Source organism: Pseudomonas solani, assembly GCF_026072635.1.
Taxonomy (GTDB): domain Bacteria; phylum Pseudomonadota; class Gammaproteobacteria; order Pseudomonadales; family Pseudomonadaceae; genus Metapseudomonas; species Metapseudomonas solani.
Window position 1 is genome coordinate 834,774 of record NZ_AP023081.1, and the last position, 20,277, is coordinate 855,050.

A 20,277-nucleotide genomic window follows, 5' to 3' on the forward strand; every position below is an offset into this window, starting at 1 on the left:
AAAAGCCGCCGGATCAGGCCAGGGCGTCGCGGTAGAGACGTGCCATGTCTTCGGAGAAGGCCACCAGCAGCGCGCGCTGCAGGGTGCTGCCGGTCGGGCGTGGGCGGCGCAGTTCGGTGACGGCGATGCGCACGGCGGCTTCCAGCGGGTAGCCATAGACGCCGCAGCTGATGGCCGGGAAGGCGATGCTGGCGACGCCGGCGGATTCCGCCAGGGCCAGGCTGTTGCGGTAGCAGCTGGCGAGCAGCTCGGGCTCGCGTTTGCTGCCGCCGGCCCAGATCGGGCCGACCGTGTGGATGACGAAGGTCGCCGGCAGGCGGAAGCCCGGGGTGATGCGCGCCTCGCCGGTGGGGCAACCGCGCAGCTCACGGCAACTGGCGAGCAGCTCCGGGCCGGCGGCGCGGTGGATCGCACCATCCACGCCACCGCCGCCGAGCAGCGAGGAATTGGCCGCGTTGACGATGGCGTCCACGTCCAGGCGGGTGATGTCGCCCTGCCAGACCTCGACCTTCATCCTGCCCTCACTTGACCTCTTGCGGGGTCTCCTGGCCCATGCAGCGCACGGCCTGTTTCTTGTTGTTCACCAGCACGCCGGTCAGGCCTTTCTGCTCGGTGTCGAACAGCACCAGCACGCCGTCGATGCACTGGGCGACCTGGGTGGCGGGCGTCAGCGAGACCTTGTAGTCCTCGCCGGGAACGGTCTTGAGCATGGTGAAGTCGGACAGCAGCAGCGCATCTTCCGGTTTGGCGAAGTGCAGGTAGCCGTAGTACCAGAGGACCATCACGGTGCCGATGATGGTGCCGACGCCGGTGAGGATCAGCGGGATGGGGTTGCGTTCGCTCATTGGGGACTCTCTGTATTCGGGACTTCAGCCAGCCGTCGCAGCCCGACGAAACCGTTCGGGTCTTCGAGGTAGCGCAGCATCACCTCCCGCCAGGTGGGGTCGGCGAAGGTCTGCACATGGCCGCCACGAGTCGGCTGGAACACCCGCGGCGGCGGCGCAGCTTGATACAAGCGCACGCCATTGGAAAGAGGCACCACCTGGTCGTCGATGCTGTGGTAGATCAGCATCGGCAAGCCCTGCAGACCGGCAATCGCACCGATCGCGCTGTCGCCATCAGGCACCAGCCAGGACAGCGGCACCTGGAGCGGCCAGGTTAACCAGGCATTGCCCAGGGTGAATTGAGCCACGTCACGGTAACTGGCCGGCGCGCCGTCCAGCACCAGCGCGCGCAGCTGGGCACGGCGCTCGGGGTGCTCGCTCAGGTAGTGCACCGCCATGGCGCCGCCCAGGCTCTGGCCCAGCAGCACCAGCGGCTTGCCCTGCACCTCGGGCGCGCGGTCGAGCCAGGCGAAGGCGGCGTCTATGTCCAGGTAGGCCCCCGCCAGCGAGGGGCTGCCCTCGGAGCGGCCGTAGCCACGGTAGTCCAGCAGCAACACCTGGTAGCCCTGCTCCGGCAGCCACCAGCTGCCACCCAGGTGCGAGGCGACATTGCCGCCATTGCCGTGCAGGTGCAATACCGTGCCCTTGACCTCGACACCCGCCGCAGCCGGCAGCCACCAGCCATGCAGGCGCAGGCCATCGGCGGTGACCAGCTCGACATCGCGGTAGGCCAGGCCGGCGCGCTCGGGGGTGAAGGGCAGCTGGCGCTCGGGGTAGAACAGCAGCCCGCTGCAGCCCTGCAGCAGCAGGACCAGCAGCAGGAGGCAGGAACGGGTCACTGGCCGCCGGCGCGGGTTTCCTCGCGCGCCTTGTAGGTGGCCTCGTAGATGCGCTCGGCCAGGCGCGAGAAGGGCAGGCTCTGGATCCACACCGTGCCGGTGCCCTTGAGGGTGGCCAGGAGGATGCCCTCGCCGCCGAAGAGCATGCTCTTCAGCCCACCGGCCAGACCGATGTCGTAGTCGATGCCCGTGGTGAAGGCCACCAGGCAACCGGTGTCCAGGCGCAGGGTTTCGTTGTTCAGCTCCTTGCGGATCACCGTGCCGCCGGCATGCACGAAGGCCAGGCCGTCGCCTTCGAGTTTCTGCAGGATGAAGCCCTCACCGCCGAAGAAGCCGGCGCCGATGCGCTTGTTGAAGGCGATGCCGATCTGCGTGCCGTGGGCGGCGCAGAGGAAGGCGTCCTTCTGGCACACCAGGCGCCCGCCGACCTGGGCCAGGTCGATGGGCACCACGGTGCCCGGGTAGGGCGCGGCGAAACCGACCCGCTGCTGGCCACGGCCCTCGTTGGTGAAGTGGGTCATGAACAGCGACTCGCCGGTGAGCAGGCGCTTGCCCGCCCCCACAACTTGCCCAGCACGCCGCTGGAGGAACCGTCGCCCATGCGCGCCTCGAAGCGGATGCCTTCGGTCATGTAGTTCATCGCCCCGGCTTCGGCGATCACCGTTTCCTGCGGGTCGAGGATGATCTCAACGGTCTGCGCCGAAGCGCCGAGGATTTCGTAGTCGAGCTGATGGCTGGGCATTTTGATTGGGTCCTCAGTGAGCCTGGAGCTGGAAGCTGGAAGCTGGAAGCTGGAAGCTGGAAGCTGGAAGCTGGAAGCTGGAAGCTGGAAGCTGGAAAGCGTGCTGGGCGTCACCTCGGGTATCAAGCATTCATCTGTTGCAGCGGTTTTTCATCCAGGCCATTTGCTGGCCGACCTCGTAGGCTTTTTCTTCCAGCTTCAGGCCTCAAGCTTCCAGCTAGCGTTTAAAGAATATTCGCGTAATCCGCTTCGATGCGATCCAGGCTGAGGTGATTGAGGAAGTTGGAGAAGCACATCCAGGCCGACAGCGCGTTGAGGTCGCGGAACTGCGGGGGCAGATACTTGGGCGGTGCCACCAGGCCTTCGTCCACCAGCTGGCGCAGGGTGCGCATGTCTTCCAGGGTGGTCTTGCCGCAGAACAGCAGCGGGATCTGCTCCAGCTTGCCCTTGCGCACGGCGAGCTGGATGTAGTTGTAGATCATGATGAAGCCCTTCAGGTAGGACAGGTCCTTGGTGAAGGGCAGGCCGTCCGGCGAGGAGCCCCGGAACACCCGGCTGGCGTTGCCGTAGCTCTCGGCCATGCCGTAGCCCTGCTCGCGGTAGAAGTGGTAGACCTCGAGGAAGTCGGCCCCCTCCTCCGCCATGTGGATGGCACGGGTGCGGTTGGTGAGCTTGCGCAGGCGCGTGGGGTAGGAGGCGAAGGCGATCACTTCCATGAGGATGGCCAGGCCTTCCTGGGTCACGGTGGACGACGGCGGGCCCTTGGCCAGGAAGGTGCAGATCGGCTGGTTCTGGCCGTTCAGCGTGGTGCCGACGTGCACCAGCCCCTCGTGCACTTCCAGGGCGCGCACGTCGCGTTCGTTGAACATGGCGTCGGCGCGCACCTTGATGTAGTCGGCACCGGCGGCGGCGTCGGCGACGATGCCGTCGGACTCGAACACGCGGATGGTGTCGTCGCCCTCGCCGAACACCGCGCTGAGGCGGCTCTGCAGCATGGCCACGGCGTCCTTGGCGGTGAGCGTCTTGGGCTCGTCCTTGAGGTCGCCACGGTCGTCGATCTTGTTCAGGTAGTCCGAGAGCATCAGCCCCAGGTCGGAGAGGGTCGGGTCACCGGCGTGGAAGGCGTCGGAGGCGGCGCCGTAGAGCTCCTGGGAGATCAACCCGAAGTCGGCGGTGCCGCGCGCTTCGAGCATGCGGATCACCATGCGGTATTCCTTGCACATGCGCCGCATGATCTGCCCCACCGGGTTGAACTGCCCCAGCTGGCGGGTGATGTCGCGCTCGATGTTCTGGAATTCCAGCTTCTTCGCCGAGGAGTCGAAGGCCAGCGGCCGGCTCTCGTAATAGGCGCGGTCCACCTCGGGCATGGCCTTGCCCTTGTGCTTGAGGAAGCCCTGGCGAACGCTGTCGTCCCATTTGATGGCGTCCAGCACGCGGATCGGCGTCTGCGCATGGACGATACGGTCGGACAGGGTACGGACGATGTTCTGGTAGTCGTCGGGCAGTTGGCGCCGGCTCATGCTCACTCCTCGGTGGAACGCTGGTAGCGCGCCACCTCGACGAAGACGTCGGAGTTGGCCGGGTCGTCCAGCCAGGCCTGGATCTTCTCCCAGGGCGTGTTCAGCAGCACGCCATCACCCTCGGGCATCTCCACGCTGGCGCCCTCGAAGGTGCCGTGCTCCAGCTCCTGGTGCAGGCGTTCGACATCGAGGTTGTAGATCACCAGTTCGTTGTCGGTGGTGAGTTCGAAGCCGGCGACGGCGAAATTGGCGCCCCACTTCTTCGGCAGCCCGGCGGAGAGGTACCAGCGGCGGCCATGGTGGGCGACGGTGAAGCCGTACTCCTGGAGGCTGTCGAGGTTGTCCTTGCTGCCTTCGTAGGTACGGGCCTTGTACAGGTTGGAGCCGGCGCGGCTGATCTCCAGGTAGAGACGCTCGCCCCACTCGTCCTTGCGCGTCCAGTCGCCCAGCAGCGGGATCGGCGCCGGCTCATGGGCCGGGATCGGGTCCCGCAAGGTGACCAGGCACCCGCTCAGCAGCAGGAAGGACAGGGCGACCAATGCGCGCCAGGGTTTCATTTCGCTCTCCTTGTGACCATGAAAAACCCCGCAAGACAGGTGGCCTGAATGCGGGGTCTCGTACCGTGTTCTAGAGCCCCATCACCAGGTAGAGGTAGCGCTTGAGCACGGCTCGCATCTCGTCGATATCGAGGTTGTCCACCCCATCGAGCAGGCCCTGATATTCCATCCGCAGAATGATGGCCGTCAACACCTTGGCGTCCTCGGCCGGCTCATCCGAGCCCAGTACCTGGAAGAAGTGCTCGGCGCCCTGGGAGAGGATGCCACGGTGGGCATCGGCCAGCGGCCGCAGGCCGGCGTTGATCAGCGCCTCCTGGCGGAACGCCTGCTCGGCCAGCAGCTGCACGCGGTTCTCGATCAGTTGCCGGCGCACATACTGGATGGCCATCTCGACGATCTCGTCGGTCATCTGCCGGCGCGAGGCACCATCGCGGCTCAGAGCCGCCGCCATGCCCTGCAGGTCACCCTCGACGCTGCCCCAGAACGCGGCCATGGCTTCGGCGCTGCGCTCGACGAACTGGGCGAAGGTGTCGGTGATCAGGTCGTTGATGTCCTTGAAGTAATAGGTGGTGGCCGAAAGCGGCACTTCCGCCTCCGCCGCCACGGCGCGGTGGCGCACCGCGCGCACGCCGTCGCGCACGATGATGCGCATGGCGGCATCGAGAATCGCCTGGCGGCGTTGCTCGCTGCCCTGCCGGCTGGCCTTGCGGCCCTGGTACTGGACACTTTCGGCGAGGGCGCTGGCCGCCTGGGCGGCACTGTCGCTACGGGACGACTTGGGCAAGATGCATGGACCTCCGGGTTCAGCTGGGATGCAAGACAGTTTCGACCATTTCTCCGGCTATTCAACTCAACGCCGGCCAAGAAAAAACCGCCCGAAGGCGGCTTTTCTCACGCGTCAGGCCTGGGGCCGCATATGCGGGAACAGGATGACGTCACGAATAGACGGCGAATTGGTCAGCAACATCACCAGGCGGTCGATACCGATGCCTTCACCGGCGGTGGGCGGCATGCCGTATTCCAGCGCGTTGACGAAGTCGGCGTCGAAGTGCATCGCCTCGTCGTCACCGGCGTCCTTCTCCTTGACCTGCAGCATGAAGCGCTCGGCCTGGTCTTCGGCGTCGTTCAGCTCGGAGTAGGCGTTGGCGATCTCGCGGCCACCGATGAACAGCTCGAAGCGGTCGGTGACGCTCGGGTCGTTGTCGTTGCGGCGCGCCAGCGGCGAGACTTCGAAGGGGTACTGGGTGATGAAGTGCGGCTGCTCCAGCTTGCTCTCCACCAGTTCCTCGAAAATCATCACCTGCAGCTTGCCCAGGCCTTCGTGGCCGAGGACCTTGGCGCCGGCGTTCTTGGCGATGACACGGGCCTTCTCGACATCGTTGAGGTCAGCCGCGGTGATTTCCGGGTTGTACTTGAGGATGGCGTCGAACACGGACAGGCGCGCGAAGGGCTCGCCGAAGTGGAACACCTTGTCGCCGTAGGGCACGTCGGTGCTGCCGAGCACGGCCTGGGCCAGCTCGCGGAACAGCTCCTCGGTCAGGTCCATGTTGTCTTCGTAGTCGGCGTAGGCCTGGTAGAACTCGAGCATGGTGAACTCGGGGTTGTGCCGGGTGGAAACGCCTTCGTTACGGAAGTTGCGGTTGATCTCGAAGACCTTCTCGAAGCCACCGACCACCAGGCGCTTGAGGTACAGCTCCGGCGCGATACGCAGGAACATGGCCATGTCCAGGGCGTTGTGGTGGGTTTCGAAGGGCTTGGCCGCGGCACCGCCGGGGATGGTCTGCAGCATCGGGGTTTCCACTTCGAGGAAACCGCGATCGGAGAGGAAGCGACGGATGTGGGCGATGACCTGGGAGCGCACGCGGAAGGTGTGGCGGGTTTCCTCGTTGACGATCAGGTCGACGTAGCGCTGGCGATAGCGCTGCTCGGTGTCGGTCAGGCCGTGGTGCTTGTCCGGCAGCGGGCGCAGGGCCTTGGTCAGCAGGCGCACGTTGGTCATGTCGACATACAGGTCGCCCTTGCCGGAGCGGGCCACGGTGCCTTCGGCGCCGATGATGTCGCCCAGGTCCCAGGTCTTGATCTCGGCCAGGGTCTCTTCCGGCAGGGTCTTGCGGTTCACATAGACCTGCAGGCGGCTGGTGCTGTCCTGCAGGACGATGAAGGAACCACGGTTGAGCATGATGCGACCGGCGACCTTGACCGGGATGGCTGCAGCTTCCAGCTCTTCCTTGGTCTTGTCCGCGTACTGTTTCTGCAGGTCCGCGAAATAGGCATCGCGGCGGAAGTCGTTGGGGAAGGCGATGGCCTTCGCCTCACGCACGGCGGCAAGCTTTTCCTTGCGCTGGGCGATCAGCTTGTTCTCTTCCTGTTGCAGTTCGTGCTGGTCGGGTTGTTGGTCGCTCATGGTCTTGGTGGTTCCTGCTTCGGCGTGTTGGCGCCTGGTGAAAAGTTATCGCTAAAAGAACAAGCGCAGCGGCTTTAGAGACCTTGTTTCAGGCTGGCTTCGAGGTACTCGTTGAGATCCCCGTCCAGCACCTTGTCGCAATCGCTGCGCTCGACGCCGGTACGCAGGTCCTTGATGCGCGACTGGTCGAGCACGTAGGAACGGATCTGGTGGCCCCAGCCGATATCGGACTTGGTCTCTTCCAGCGCCTGGGACGCGGCGTTGCGTTTCTGCATCTCCTGCTCGTACAACCGGGCCCGCAGCATTTTCATGGCGGTGTCCTTGTTGGCGTGCTGGGAGCGTTCGTTCTGGCACGCGACCACCGTGTTGGTCGGTACGTGGGTGATACGTACGGCCGAGTCGGTGGTGTTCACGTGCTGACCGCCCGCGCCGGAGGAGCGGTAGGTGTCGATGCGCAGGTCGGACGGGTTGATCTCGATCTCGATGTTGTCATCGATCTCGGGGGAGACGAACACCGCGGTGAACGAGGTGTGGCGACGGTTGCCGGAGTCGAACGGGCTCTTGCGCACCAGGCGGTGCACGCCGATCTCGGTGCGCAGCCAACCGAAGGCGTATTCGCCCTTGATGTGCACGGTGGCGCCCTTGATGCCGGCGACTTCGCCTTCGGACAGTTCGACGATCTCGGCGCTGAAGCCGTTCTTGTCGGCCCAGCGCAGGTACATGCGCAGCAGCATGTTGGCCCAGTCCTGGGCTTCGGTGCCGCCGGAACCGGCCTGGATGTCCAGGTAGGCGTTGTTCGGGTCCATCTCGCCACTGAACATGCGGCGGAATTCCAGCTTCTCGAGGATCTCGCGCAGGCGCTCGACTTCGGCGGCGACGTCGTTGACCGCGCCTTCGTCGTTCTCTTCGACCGCCATGTCCAGCAGGTCGCGGGAGTCGGCCAGGCCACCGGTCAGCTCGTCGAGGGTTTCGACGATCTGCGCCAGGAGCGAACGCTCACGGCCAAGATTCTGGGCGTACTCCGGGTTGTTCCAGACGTTGGGGTCTTCGAGTTCGCGGTTTACTTCGACGAGACGATCATGCTTGTGATCGTAGTCAAAGATACCCCCGAATGGTCTGGGTACGTTCGGAGAGGTCCTTGATGCTATTGAGGATCGGGTTGATTTCCATGGCTGGAAGCGCTCTCAGGCAAAACTTTCGGAAAAGCCGGCGAGTATACCCGACTCGAAACCCGCCGGGCAGCCCGCCCGACCACCGTAGACCCGGCGTCGGACTACAGCGCTTCGGCCACCGTCACCGCCCGCCAGGGCCCGCTGGAACGGCCGCTGAGCGCCGCCCAGTACCAGCTGGAATTGTCGCTGAAGCTCTGCCCGACGGCGTCCTCGATGTACTCGCAGACCTGCAGCGCCGGCCCCTGCCCCTCGGCCACGAAGCAGCGCTGCAGCCCGCCATTGCCGGGGCGCTGGCGCAGGGCGATGGCGCGGATCACGTAGCCCAGGCCCTGGTAGCAGTCCGCCGCCGGGTGCAGCTTGCGCGTGGCCGCCGTGACATGGCGCAGGGTGACCACCCGCGAGCCGGTGCTGAAGCGGGCGATGGCCCCAGGGAACTGCGCGGCGAAGCGCTGCTCCACCGGCGACAGCGCCAGGGGCCGCAGGCGCTCGCCCTCGAAACGTTGCGGCCACTCGACGAAGGCGGCAACGGGGCGGGCCTCGGCCATCGGCCGGCCCAGCAGCGACCCCACGCCCAGCAGCAGGAATGACGCCGCCACCAGCCAGCGCCCGTTGTGCCAGGGCGCCACGCCGGTCGCCGTCGTGGCGGGCAACGCCCGCACCGCGCCCTGCCCCGCCGCCACGGTGCGCAGCACCAGGGCGCAGACACCGATGAACACCAGCAGCCCGGTGGCCTCGTGCATCCACGCCGGCCAGTTCGATTGCCCGGCCTCCTGCAGCACCAGCAGGGTGTTGCGCAGGCTGTTGCCGCCCAGCACCAGCAGGCCGATCCACGGCAGGCGTCGCAGCAGCTGCCTGTCCCCCAGGCGCAGCCAGGCGGCAGTGGCGAAGGCGGTGAAGTAGGCCACCCAAGCCATGTGCACGCCCGAGCAGGGCGCATCCACCATCACCAGTTGCCCGTTCACCTGCAGCGCCGTGCCCAGGCGCTGCACCTCGTGGCCCAGGCCGCGCAGCAGCCAGAGGCTGGCTTCAGCGGTGACCAGGCGCAGCGGGTAACCGGCGAAGAACTGCAGCGACGAGAGGATCGGCAAGGCCAGCAATCCCAGGCCCAGCCAGGCCAGCACCGGCTGGCCCGGGCGGCGCAGCGCCAGGGTGGTGGCGATCACCGCCAGCACCGCCAGCACGCCGCGCCCCAGGGCCGGGACCCACGCGCTGCCGAGAATGGCCAGCGCCGCCAGGGCCAGCGACACCAGCAGCCAGCTGCGCCGGGGCGTCGCCAGGAAGCTGCGGCGCTCGCGCCACAGCCCCAGCAGCAGGGCCACCAGCGCCACCACGCCGTAGGGGTCGTCCGAGCCATCGCCCATGCGCCGCAGGCTCCACAGCCACACCGGCCAAAGCGCCAGCACCGGCGCCAGCAGCCAGGCCCAGCCCGGCAGCGCGCGGGCCTTCACCTACGCACCTGGCGGCGGGTCACCCAACCCATGCCCAGCAGGGCCAGCGCCAACATCGCCCAGGTGGCCGGCTCCGGCGTGCTCGGCACGAGGATGCCGCCGGTGGCGGAGCCCGCCTCGGCGGTGCCGATGGCCTGGGCGCTCACACCCTGGGGCAGCGGCAGTGGTTGCTTGACCGTGGCGCTGCCGGCCGGGTCGGGGTTGCGCACCACCTGGTCCACGGCGATGAACGAGGTGTAGGGCGTCAGCAGGCTGTACTTCAGGCCCAGGTCGAGAATCTGCTGGCTGTAGCCGAAGCCGCCCTCCAGGGCCTCCTGGTCCATCAACGACGCGATGCGGTGCCGCGCCCACAGATGGGTCAGGGCCTGGTCGCCATCGAGCACCTTGCCCGCCTCGATCGGCACTTCGCTGCGCCAGGGGCCGCTGGCGGCGATGCCCTCGGCCTGCAGCACGCCACGGGGCTCGCCGCGCCACTTGCCGAACACCACCAGCGGGCGCTGGGCGAACAGGTCGGGCAGCGCCAGCGGCTCGACGTCATAGGTCTCCAGGCCACTGAAGGACAGCTTGGGGTGCACCAGCACCGGCGAGTCGATCATCCGCCGCAGGCGTTCGGCCTCGGCTTGCGCCGAGCTGTCGTCGAGCACCACGAAGGGCTCGCCCTGCCCGGCCCGTGCCAGGCCCTCGATCAGCTCGCGGTTCACCGAACTGCCGATACCGAAGGCGAACAGGTTGGCCTTGCCCAGGTTGTTGCGCACCAGTTCGAAGGCCTCGGTTTCCACCGTCACGTAGCCATCGGTGACCACCACGAAGCTGCGCGAGCGCTCCGCATCCGCCGGCATCGCCAGCGCCTGGCGCAGCGCCGGCAGCAGCTCGGTGCCGCCGCTGCCCATCTGGGTGTCGAGCATCGTCAGCGCCTGCTCGATGTTGGCCTTGGTAGCCGGCTGCGACTGCGGCGCCAGCAGGCTGCTGCTGCCGGAGAACAGCAGCACGTTGAAGCTGTCCACCGGGCGCAGGCCGCCGATCAGCCGGCGCAGCAGGACCTTGGTGGTGTCCAGCGGGAAGCCGTGCATGGAGCCGGAGATATCCACCACGAAGATGTATTCGCGCGGCACGATGCTGCTGGCCTTCACCGCCGCCGGCGGCGCCACCATGGCCAGGAAGAAGTTCTCCTCGGCGCCACGGGACAGCAGCACGCCGCTCTCGAACACCTCGCTGCCCAGGCGGTAGTCGAGGATGAAGTCACGGTCGTTGCCCGGCCCCTGCCCCTCTTCCAGGGTCACCCGGGTGTGCCGGGGCGCGATGGCCTGGCGGGCGATGCGGTGGGTACGCGAGACGACTTCGTCGATGGCGGTGGGCGATTGCAGGTCCACCTGCAGGGAGAAGGTGCTGCGGCCAGGGTCGCCCTCGGCCAGGTGCGATGTGGAGACCCAGGGCTCGGCCTTGTGGCTCGGCTGCCCCGGTGCGCCGTTGTAGCGCGGCCCGACCACGGTGGGGAAAACGAAGTGGTAGGTGCCATCGGTGGGCAGCAGCAGCTCGGTGTAGCGCAGCTCCACGTCCACCACGTCGCCGGGGAGGATGTTGGCCACGCTCATCTGGAACACATTGGGGCGCTCCTGCTCCAGCAGGGCGGCGGTCTTGCCAGCGCTCTTGGCCTCCTGGTACTCGCGCTGGGCGCTCTGTTTTTCGCGGATCTGCGCATGCAGCTCGCGATCGCCCAGGCGCACGGTCATGCCATGCACCGCCGCGCGGGTGGAGCCGGGGAACACGTAGCGCGCCTCCAGGGCCCGCGAGCCCTCGTTGCGGTACTGCTGGATCACCTTCACGTCGGCGATCACCCCCAGCACCTGCACCTCCACGCGGGTGGACTTCAGCGGCAGGCCATCGACGCCCGGCTCGGCGTTATCCACCGCGAAATAGGGGCTCTCGCCACGTTCCGCAGCCTCCTCGGCCAGGCACGGCGCCACGCCGCACAGCACGAGGAACAACGCCAGCAGCCAGCGGCCGGGCGAGCGGGAAGACAAGGGCGGGCGGTACATGCGGTGCACTCCATGGAAAAGGATCGTGCAGCCATGTTCGCCAGCCTGTGTGGACGCAATTTGCAGGGCCCGTGGTGTTTATGTGGAGTTATGCGGTGATCGCCAGTCGCGAATGAATTCGCGCCTGCGAGTTCAGCCCTGCGGACCTGACCGGCGCGTAGGGTGGAGGTCGTTTTTTACCTCCACCGGCTTTTTTTGCCTGGGGTAGACCGTTCGCGAGTCAACATCCACGCCCTTGGAACGTGGCTTGGCTTTTGGCCTGTTGAAGGGAGTTGCAACCCGGCCCCGGAGCATGCAGCCGCCACTCACTCAGGACGTAGGGTGTGCTGCGCGCACCTGGGGCTCACCGAAGGCACCGAGCGGCGGTGCGCGGTGTTTAGCCGGGATACATGGGTAACGCTTGTCGGGGGACATGGGTAACGGGTTGCTGGTCGTTACTTCTTCTCTCTCAGGTCGAACTGGCGGATTGTCTTATGGATGAAAATCACATCGTAGACACCATCCACACCGGTGGGGCGTATTGCGATTCGCTCGCCCAATAACCCACCACCGACGAACCGGCTTTTCCCTTTGAATTGCACCTGTCCGGTTCCCCCTACCTTGAGCACCTTGTCCTCCGGCTCGTACTCGATTTCCGGCAATTGCTCCGGGTACGCCCTTAGGCTTGGCTGATAGCGCGATATCGGTGGTAACTGGCCCAGCGCCTCATGAGGTCGTTGTTGGTTGTACTGGTCTCGCCATTGGTCCATCACGCGCTGGCAGTGCTCCATGTCACTGAAGCTGCGATGCAGCAGCTCATGCTTGAGGGTTTGATGGAAACGCTCAAGCTTGCCTTGGGTCTGTGGGTGGTAAGGGCGGCTATGACTGACGTCGATGCCTAGGCGCATCAGCCAGACCTCCATCGCAGATAGGCCGCCCTCGATGTTTGAGCCCCAGGGCGGGCCGTTGTCGGCCGTTATCCGGCATGGCAGCCCATAGCGACGGAAAACCGTGGCCAGCTTGGGGCGCACCAGCTCCAGGCGTTCCCCTTCACAGCCCTCCAGGCAGAGCGCAAAGCGTGAATGGTCATCGAGTACCGTCAGCGGGTGGCAACGTGGTGAGTTGCGGTCCGAAAGATGGAAGTTGCCCTTGAAGTCGATCTGCCAGAGCTCGTTTGGCCGCTTGTGCTCGTAGCGATGGGTAGCTGGCGCCTGTACGTCCTCGGCGTGATAGCGCACCTGGCAGCCATGGCGCCGAAGAATCGCATCGAGGGTGCTGTGATGAGGGCGATCCATGGCCTTTGGCAACAGATGGAGCAGCTTGCGAGCGCCCCAATAAGGGAATTGGTGATGCAGGCGCACCACCTCTCGCTCCAGCTCGGCGCTGCTGCGTCCAGGACTCGTCAGCGGACGACGGGACTGATCCTGCAGGCCGGAATCCCCCAGTTCTTGATATCGCTCCAGCCATTTGTAAGCCGTCTTGGGGCTGATGCCATAGCGTCGACAGAGCTCCCGGATGTTGCTCTGCGGGTGTTGGGCCAACAGTACGAATTCACGTCGTATCGACATGGTGGTGCACTCCTGCCACGGCATCGCTCGAACTCCTCTTCGAAGGATTCCGTAAGCCTAAATGCGTTACCTATGTCTCCCGACACCTGTCACCTATGTCCCCCGGCTGAACACGCGGCACACCCTACGGCACGCGCTCATGCTGTTGGGTCCTCAGAGCGGCGGCGCTATGCGCCGCTTGGCGACTGAAGTCGCCCCTGCAGGCCCCTACATATCTGTGCGGAGCGCAGGCAAAAAGCTAGGCGCCGGGCGTATCGGCTACCAGCCCCACCTGGTTGCGGCCGTTGTTCTTGGCCATGTACAGCCCCTGGTCGGCGCGGTCCACCAGCAACAGCGACACCTGGCCGGTCTTGGGCGTCAGGGTCGAGACGCCAATGCTCACACTCAGCGAGGCTCCGTCCTGGGGCAGGTCATGGGGGATGCCCAGGGCCTCCACCGCACGCCGGACCTTTTCCGCCAGCAGGCGCGCGCCGCCGCTGGAGGTGCCCGGCAGCACCATGGCGAACTCCTCACCGCCATAGCGCGCAGCCAGGTCGGAGGAGCGCGTACAGGATTCGCGCAGGGTTTCGGCCACTCGGCGCAGGGCGTCGTCCCCGGCGATATGGCCGAAGTGGTCGTTGTAGCCCTTGAAGTAGTCCACATCGATCATCAGCAGCGACAGCGAGGTCTGTTCACGGAAGGCACGGCGCCATTCCATTTCCAGGTACTCATCGAAGTGGCGGCGGTTGGACAGCCCGGTGAGGCCGTCGGAGTTCATCAGGCGCTGCAGCACCAGGTTGGCTTCCAGCAGCTGCTGCTGGCTCTCGCGCAGGGCGCGGTAGGCCTCGTCGCGCTGCTGCAGGGCGAGGTAGGAGCGGGAGTGGTAGCGGATGCGCGCCACCAGCTCGATGGTGTCGGGCAGCTTGACCAGGTAATCGTTGGCGCCGGCGGCGAATGCGGTGCTCTTGATCGCTGCATCGTCACGGGTGGACAGCACGATGATGGGGATGTCACGCAGCTCGGCGGCGGCTCGATAGTCGGCCAGCAGGCTGATGCCGTCGACGCCGGGCATCACCAGGTCCTGGAGGATCACCGTCGGGCGTATCTGCCGGGCAACCTCGACGGCCGTCAGCGGGTCCGCGCAGAAATGGAAATCGATTCCGGCCTCATCGGCCAGGGCGCGGCGCAGGGCCTCTCCGATCATCGCCTGATCATCGACCAGCAGCACCATCACCTTATTCTCGGTGAACGAGTACGTTTCGGCCTGATTGCGATAGGGGTAATGCATAACTTTCTCCAGGCCTACAGGCCTCACACGACACGCAGACAACCTCTGTGCACGGCCAATGATAATGCGCGGCACGGGTACGCCGCCGCCAAAAAAACGAGCCGCCCGGCTTGCACCGTCGATGCCCCGGGCTGCACGAACGCACCAAGACCCGACCGCAGCGCCCCGGCCCGAGAAACCATCAACGCGAGAACGCCTCCACGAGCCTGGGTGCGATCCGCTGCAAGGGCAGGATCTCCACGGCCGCATCCAGCGCCGCCGCAGCCTTGGGCATGCCGTATACGGCGCTGCTGGCCTGGTCCTGGGCGATGGTGAGGAAGCCCCTTTCACGCATGGCCTTCAGCCCCTGCGCGCCATCGCGGCCCATGCCGGTGAGCAGCACGCCCACCGCCTCGCCCCGCCAATGCGCCACCAGGCTGTCGAAGAACACATCGATGGAGGGGCGGTATACATGGCTGCGGGGCTCTTCGGTATAGGCCAGTTCACCGTTGCGCAGTAGGCGCATATGGTTATTGGTACCCGCCAGCAATACCTGGCCGGGCTGCGGCGGCTCGCCCTCGCGAGCCAGGCGTACAGGCAGGCTGGACTCGCTGCCCAGCCACTCGGCCATGCCGGCGGCGAAGGTTTCGTCGACGTGCTGCACCAGCATCACCGCCGGCGCGAAGCCGGCCGGCAACTGCTTGAGCAACTGCGCCAGGGACGCGGGCCCGCCGGCCGAGGCACCGATGGCCACCAACTGCCGGCACGAGGGCTCGCGAGCCCCGCGGCTGCCCACGCGCTGGCCGATCAGCCAGCCGATGTTCTGGATCTTGCGCAGCAACGCCGCTGCGTCGCGCTCGTGGTCGGTGCCCAGCGCGGGCGTGTCCACCGCATCCAGGGCGCCGTGGCCCATGGCCTCGAACACGCGATGGATGTTCTGTTCCTTGTCTACGGTGACGATGAGGATCGCGCAGGGCGACTGGGCCATGATCCGCCGGGTCGCCTCGGTACCGTCCATCTCCGGCATCAGCAGGTCCATCAGCACCAGGTCCGGAGTGTCCTCCTGGCAGAAGCGCACCGCTTCGGCGCCGTTGCCGGCGATCCAGACGATCTGGTGGGCCGGTTCGCGGGCCAGGGCCCGGCGCAGCGCTTCCACCGCCAGGGGCATGTCGTTGGCGATCCCTATCCTCATCCCTGCGCCTCCCCGATCAGCACGACCACCGCATCCAGCAACGCCTCGTCGTGGAAACTGGCCTTGGCCAGATAATAGTCGGCACCGGCGTCCAGGCCACGGCGCCGGTCCTCTTCACGGTCCTTGTAGGACACCACCATCACCGGCAGTGATTGCAGGCGGCTGTCGCGGCGCACCAGGGTCACCAGCTCGATACCGTCCATGCGCGGCATGTCGATGTCGGTGATCAGCAGGTCGAAGGCTTCGGAGCGCAGGGCGTTCCAGCCGTCCATGCCGTCCACCGCCACCGCCACCTCGTAGCCACGGCCGAGCAGCAGCTTGCGCTCCAGTTCGCGCACGGTGAGCGAGTCGTCCACCACCAGCACGCGCTTGCGGCGGCTGCCCGCGCCCTGCCGGGCCAGGCCGCCGACGCGCTCCAGGCGGCCACTGCCGAGCAGCTTGCCCACCGACTTGAGCATGTCCTCGACATCGAGGATCAGCACCGGCGTACCGTCGTCCAGCAGCGCACCGGCGGACACGTCCTGGACCTTGCCCAGACGCGGGTCCAGCGGCATCACCACCAGGGTGCGCTCGCCGATGAAACGGTCGACCACGATGCCGTAGAGCGCCTCGCGCTCGCGCACCAGCACCACTGCCAAGCCGTCGCCATCGCTTTCGCCCTCGGGGCGTTGCAGCACCTGGCTGGCGGCCACCAGGCCGACGTGGCGCTCCTCGTGCCAGAAGTGCTGGCGGCCTTCCAGCTGCACCAGCGCCTCGGCGGGCACCCGGGTCATGCGTTCGATATGGGCCAGGGGGAAGGCATAGGCCTCGCCGCCGATCTCCACCACCAGGCTGCGCACCACCGACAGGGTCAGCGGCACCTCCAGGTGGAAGCTGGAGCCCTCGCCCTGGCGCTGCTCCATGCGCACGCCGCCCCGCAGCTGGCGCACCATGTGCTGCACCGCGTCCAGGCCGACGCCGCGCCCGGACACCTCGGTGACCTGCTCGCGCATGCTGAAGCCGGGCAGGAAAAGGAAGGCCAGCAGTTCGTCTTCGTCGAGCCGCGCGCCGGTCTCGACGGTGGCGAAACCACGCTCGATCACCGCGCTGCGCAGGCGCTCCAGGTCGACCCCAGCGCCGTCGTCGCGCAGCTCCAGCACCAGCATGCCGGCGTGATGACGGGCGCGCAGGAGGATGCGCCCCTCCTCCGGCTTGCCACGCTCGGCCCGCAGTGCCGGGCTTTCGATGCCATGGTCGACGGCATTGCGCAGCAGGTGGGTCAGCGGCGCTTCGAGCCTCTCCAGCACGTCGCGGTCGACCTGGGTGTTCTCGCCCTCGATATCCAGGCGCACCTGTTTGCCGAGGCTGCGACCGAGATCGCGCAACATCCGCGCCTGGCCGGCGAGCACGTCGGCGAAGGGGCGCATGCGCGAGGCCAGCGCCGCGTCGTACATCAGCTGGGCGCGCTGGCCGCCCTGCCAGCCGAACTCGTCGAGATCGGCCATGTGCCGGGCGAGCATCTGCTGGCATTCGCCCAGCAGTTGCCGGGCCTCGGCCAGCATGGCGCGGGAGGCCGCATCCATGGCGTCGTCCTGCACCGCCTCGCGCACGCCGTCGAGGGAACGCACGGCGCTGGCCTGCAGGCGCTTGAGGCGTTGCAGCGAATCCCCCAGGGGCTTGATGCGCTGGAACTCCACCAGCGACTTGCTGGAGATGTCCAGCAGGTGGTCGAGTCGCTCGGCGCTGACCCGCAACACCCGATCACGGTTCTCGCCGGCCGCTGGGGCGGATGCCACGGGTTCTTCCTCGGGTGCGGCCACGACGGGCGCCGCCACGGGTTCGGCAGCGGGCTCGGGCCGGGCCACCGGCTCGCGGGGGGCCACGCGCTGCCCGCTGGCCAGCGCCTGCAGGCGCTCCACCAGGGCGTCGATATCCGCGCGGCCGTCCTTGTCGGCCCAGTCGGCACCGGCCGCCGAGCCCAGGCGCAGCAGCAGGTCGGAGCCTTGCAGCAGCGCGTCGATATGCTCGGATTGCAGGTGCAGGCGGCCTTCCTGGGCGCCCACCAGGCAGTCTTCCATCACGTGGGCGATGCGCACGCCGGCATCGATGCCGACGATGCGCGCCGCGCCCTTGAGCGAGTGGGCGGCGCGCATGCAGGCTTCCAGCTGGTCGGCCTGGCGCGGGTTGCGCTCCAGCACCATCAGCCCGCTGCCGAGCACCTGGGTCTGCGCCTCGGCCTCCAGCTTGAACAGCTCCAGCAGCGAGGCATCACGCATCTGGTCCGGGGTCATCCAAGGCTCCTGGCGATGGCTTGCTGCAACATCGATTCGTCCAGCAGGGTGACGCTGCGCCCGCGCCACTGCACCACGCCGGAAGCGAAGGGCCGCGCCACCTGGGCGGCACCCCGGCCGGCCTCCACCACCGCGCCCAGGGGAATGGCGTGGATGCCGTCCACCTCGTCCACCGGTGCCACCACCGGGCCGTCGTCGCTGGCGACGATAAGCATGCGCGGTACCACGCGGCGCTCCTGGGCGCCGCCCTGGCCCGGCTCCAGGCCGAGCACTTCCACTAGCGACAGGCAGGCCACCAGGGCGCCACGCACATTGGTAACCCCCAACAGCCCGAGGGAGCGCTGGTGCGGCAGGGAGTGGATCAGCGATTGCGGCGCCACCTCCACCAGTTGCCGAGTGGCCAGGCCGAGCCAGGCGTCGCCAAGGCGGAACACCAGGGTGGAGCGGGTTTCGCCGAGGCTTTCTTCCTCGGCCGCCTGCTCCTCGTCCAGCTCGCGGTGCAAGGCATAGCGATCCAGCAGGCGGGTGGCGGCGGCAGCGTGCACCTCGCAGTTGCGGCAATGGATGTGTTCGTGCAGACGCTCGCAGCTCTTGTCGCCATGTACGCCGATGCGGTTCCAGCAGTCGTCGATGGGCGCCTGGGCGTCGTCCAAGCGCAAGGTATGGCTATCGATCATGGTCGTTCACTCCACGACTGGCGCGCTCCTGCAAGCGCCGGGCGCCGGCCAGGTCGCCGCGCGCGGCGAGCAGCGCCGCCAGGTGGGCCAGGGCTTCGGCGTGCCCGGGCTGCAAGTAGAGAGTCTTGCGGTAGTAGTCCTGGGCCTCCTGCTGCTGCCCGGCCACGTCGCAGAGCAACCCGAGCCAGTAGAACACCGCTGCCGAGGGGCCGTGGGCCGCCAGGTGGCGCTCGCAGGCGGCGCGGGCTTCGGCACTGCGCCCGGCATTGGCCAGCGTGGCGATCTCCAGCAGTTCGGCGGCGCCGTCCCGGCCCGGCGCAGGCGCGGGCACCACCGGCCGGGGCGCGCTCGGGGTGTGCAGCGGGCGAGCGAAGGCCGGCGGCGCCTTGGCCTTCGCCACCGGCGCGGCGGGTCGCGCGGGCGCCACAGTCGGACGCGGTGTAGCGACAACGCGCGGAGCCTGGGCGGTGCCGGGGAGGAAGACGAAGGACTGCGGCAGATCCAGCGCGCGCATGCCATCCTGGCTCACCAGGCTGGCTTCGGCGGGGCCGACGAACAGCGCGCCCTCGGGACTCATCAGGCGCTTCAGTACCGCCAGCACCTGGGCCTGGGTGGGCCGGTCGAAATAGATCAGCAGGTTGCGGCAGAAGACGAAATCGTAGGGCGCCTCGCCGGCCAGCAGCCCCGGCGCCAGCAGGTTGCCGTGGCGGAAGTTCACCTTGCGCCGGACCTGATCGGTGAGGACATAGCCATCCTCGACGACCAGGAAGTGGCGGTCGCGGAAGCCCAGTTCCTCGCCACGGAACGAATTGCGCCCGTAGACGGCCTGGCGCGCGCGCTCCAGCACCTTCTCGCTGACGTCCAGCGCATCCACCTGGAACAGTGCCGGGGCAAAGCCTGAATCGAGCAGGGCCATGACGATGGAGTACGGCTCCTCGCCGCTGGAGCAGGGCAGGCTCAGCACTCGCAGCGGGCGCCCGGAGGCGAGGCGCGGCAGGCGCTCGAAGGCCAGCCGGGCCAGGGCTACGAAAGACTCGGGGTAGCGGAAGAACCAGGTCTCAGGCACTACGACGGCCTCGACCAGGGCCTGCTGCTCGCCGTGGGACGACTCCAGGCTCAGCCAGTACTCGTCCTCGCCCCGGCAGCCGATGGCCTGCATGCGCAGGCGTATGGCGCGCTCCACCAGCTCACGGCCGACCGACTCGACATCGAGGCCGATGCGCTCCTTGAGCAGGCGCTCGAAGCGCGAATTCATGATGCGGCCTCCGCATCGGTGGGGAACAGCAGTGCGCGCGCCTCTTCACCGAGCAGCTCGGCGACCTCGACACGCTGCACCAGCCCTTGTGCACTGCGGAAAACCGGCCCCAGGTAACGCGCTTCGCCCCCATCGAGCCCGTAGTCCTGGAATGCCTCGGGTTGGCAGCGCAGGGTCTCGGTGGCCTGTTCCAGGATCAGGCCGAGACTGTGCCCGGCATAACGCACCATCACCAGCCGGGTGCTGGTGCGCGGGCGGGCGGGCTCGCCGAAAGCCAGGGCGCCGAGATCAAGCACCGGAACCGGCGAGCCGCGCCAGTCGAAAACGCCGGCCACCCAGGTGGGCGCTCCGGCCACGCGCTTGAGCTGGCGCAGGGGCATCACCTCCAGTACGTCGCGTACGTCCAGGGCGTAGCGGTCGCTGCCCATGCCGAACAGCAGGTACAGCCGCCCCCGTCGCGGCTGCTGGCGAGTCGTGCGGATCGTCAT

At 67.3% G+C, this 20,277-nt stretch carries 18 protein-coding genes and 1 pseudogene; 1 reads left to right on the forward strand and 18 read right to left on the reverse strand.

Going from position 1 to position 20,277, the window contains the following annotated elements:
* Nucleotides 1-13: 13 nt before the first annotated feature.
* The 4 genes and pseudogenes from PSm6_RS03965 to PSm6_RS03980 form a co-directional block, all read right to left on the reverse strand.
* Nucleotides 14-514 (reverse strand): O-acetyl-ADP-ribose deacetylase, encoded by a 501-nt coding sequence (locus PSm6_RS03965; RefSeq protein ID WP_021219491.1) that lies wholly within the window; start codon nucleotides 512-514, stop codon nucleotides 14-16.
* Nucleotides 515-521: 7 nt separating this feature from the next.
* Nucleotides 522-845: a PA3694 family proteiin gene (locus PSm6_RS03970; protein WP_021219492.1), complete on the reverse strand. Its 324-nt coding sequence runs from the start codon at nucleotides 843-845 to the stop codon at nucleotides 522-524.
* Complete coding sequence (locus PSm6_RS03975; protein ID WP_265169603.1) at nucleotides 842-1,723, reverse strand: alpha/beta hydrolase; 882 nt, start codon at nucleotides 1,721-1,723, stop codon at nucleotides 842-844. Before PSm6_RS03975 ends, PSm6_RS03970 begins: the two co-directional genes overlap by 4 nt.
* Nucleotides 1,720-2,465, reverse strand: a pseudogene (locus PSm6_RS03980) (TIGR00266 family protein). The gene PSm6_RS03975 and the pseudogene PSm6_RS03980 overlap by 4 nt, the downstream one beginning before the upstream one ends.
* 16 nt (nucleotides 2,466-2,481) lie before the next feature.
* Between PSm6_RS03980 and PSm6_RS03985 the strand changes: the two are divergent.
* A complete protein-coding gene (locus PSm6_RS03985; RefSeq protein ID WP_265169605.1) occupies nucleotides 2,482-2,733 on the forward strand; it encodes a hypothetical protein in 252 nt (83 codons plus the stop codon).
* Here PSm6_RS03985 and PSm6_RS03990 read toward each other — a convergent pair.
* The 14 genes from PSm6_RS03990 to PSm6_RS04055 form a co-directional block, all read right to left on the reverse strand.
* The gene (locus PSm6_RS03990; protein ID WP_021219495.1) at nucleotides 2,690-3,985 is read right to left on the reverse strand and encodes a flavohemoglobin expression-modulating QEGLA motif protein; all 1,296 of its coding nucleotides are present in this window, start codon (nucleotides 3,983-3,985) and stop codon (nucleotides 2,690-2,692) included. The two genes, PSm6_RS03985 and PSm6_RS03990, sit on opposite strands and share 44 nt — an antisense overlap.
* Before the next feature lie 2 nt (nucleotides 3,986-3,987).
* Complete coding sequence (locus PSm6_RS03995; RefSeq protein ID WP_021219496.1) at nucleotides 3,988-4,542, reverse strand: hypothetical protein; 555 nt, start codon at nucleotides 4,540-4,542, stop codon at nucleotides 3,988-3,990.
* A 70-nt stretch (nucleotides 4,543-4,612) separates the two neighbouring features.
* Complete coding sequence (locus tag PSm6_RS04000) at nucleotides 4,613-5,326, reverse strand: TetR/AcrR family transcriptional regulator (RefSeq protein WP_021219497.1); 714 nt, start codon at nucleotides 5,324-5,326, stop codon at nucleotides 4,613-4,615.
* Nucleotides 5,327-5,440: 114 nt separating this feature from the next.
* Nucleotides 5,441-6,946: a lysine--tRNA ligase gene (lysS, locus tag PSm6_RS04005; protein WP_021219498.1), complete on the reverse strand. Its 1,506-nt coding sequence runs from the start codon at nucleotides 6,944-6,946 to the stop codon at nucleotides 5,441-5,443.
* A gap of 74 nt (nucleotides 6,947-7,020) precedes the next feature.
* A protein-coding gene (gene prfB, locus PSm6_RS04010; RefSeq protein WP_148304291.1) for a peptide chain release factor 2 occupies nucleotides 7,021-8,116 on the reverse strand; the annotation gives its coding sequence in 2 pieces (ribosomal slippage) (nucleotides 7,021-8,043 and nucleotides 8,045-8,116; 1,095 coding nt in all).
* 103 nt (nucleotides 8,117-8,219) lie between these two features.
* On the reverse strand, nucleotides 8,220-9,566 hold the full coding sequence (xrtQ, locus tag PSm6_RS04015; protein ID WP_021219500.1) for an exosortase Q, long form: 1,347 nt from the start codon (nucleotides 9,564-9,566) through the stop codon (nucleotides 8,220-8,222).
* On the reverse strand, nucleotides 9,563-11,602 hold the full coding sequence (locus PSm6_RS04020; protein ID WP_021219501.1) for an XrtQ-dependent VIT and vWF-A domain protein: 2,040 nt from the start codon (nucleotides 11,600-11,602) through the stop codon (nucleotides 9,563-9,565). The genes xrtQ and PSm6_RS04020 overlap by 4 nt, the downstream gene beginning before the upstream one ends.
* A gap of 434 nt (nucleotides 11,603-12,036) precedes the next feature.
* Nucleotides 12,037-13,173 (reverse strand): IS481 family transposase, encoded by a 1,137-nt coding sequence (locus tag PSm6_RS04025; protein ID WP_265169608.1) that lies wholly within the window; start codon nucleotides 13,171-13,173, stop codon nucleotides 12,037-12,039.
* A gap of 214 nt (nucleotides 13,174-13,387) precedes the next feature.
* Entirely contained in the window at nucleotides 13,388-14,416 is a 1,029-nt protein-coding gene (locus tag PSm6_RS04030; RefSeq protein WP_021217169.1) for a diguanylate cyclase, read from the reverse strand.
* A 181-nt stretch (nucleotides 14,417-14,597) separates the two neighbouring features.
* Nucleotides 14,598-15,587, reverse strand: coding sequence for a chemotaxis response regulator protein-glutamate methylesterase (locus PSm6_RS04035; RefSeq protein ID WP_021217170.1), 990 nt, complete (start codon nucleotides 15,585-15,587; stop codon nucleotides 14,598-14,600).
* A complete protein-coding gene (locus tag PSm6_RS04040) occupies nucleotides 15,584-17,857 on the reverse strand; it encodes a hybrid sensor histidine kinase/response regulator (RefSeq protein WP_021217171.1) in 2,274 nt (757 codons plus the stop codon). The genes PSm6_RS04035 and PSm6_RS04040 overlap by 4 nt, the downstream gene beginning before the upstream one ends.
* Nucleotides 17,854-18,534 (reverse strand): chemotaxis protein CheW, encoded by a 681-nt coding sequence (locus PSm6_RS04045; protein ID WP_021217172.1) that lies wholly within the window; start codon nucleotides 18,532-18,534, stop codon nucleotides 17,854-17,856. The genes PSm6_RS04040 and PSm6_RS04045 overlap by 4 nt, the downstream gene beginning before the upstream one ends.
* Nucleotides 18,524-19,789 carry a CheR family methyltransferase gene (locus PSm6_RS04050; protein ID WP_021217173.1) on the reverse strand — a complete coding sequence of 422 codons (1,266 nt, stop codon included), beginning with the start codon at nucleotides 19,787-19,789 and terminating at the stop codon, nucleotides 18,524-18,526. The genes PSm6_RS04045 and PSm6_RS04050 overlap by 11 nt, the downstream gene beginning before the upstream one ends.
* Nucleotides 19,786-20,277, reverse strand: a complete 492-nt coding sequence (locus tag PSm6_RS04055) for a chemotaxis protein CheW (RefSeq protein ID WP_021217174.1) — start codon at nucleotides 20,275-20,277, stop codon at nucleotides 19,786-19,788. Before PSm6_RS04055 ends, PSm6_RS04050 begins: the two co-directional genes overlap by 4 nt.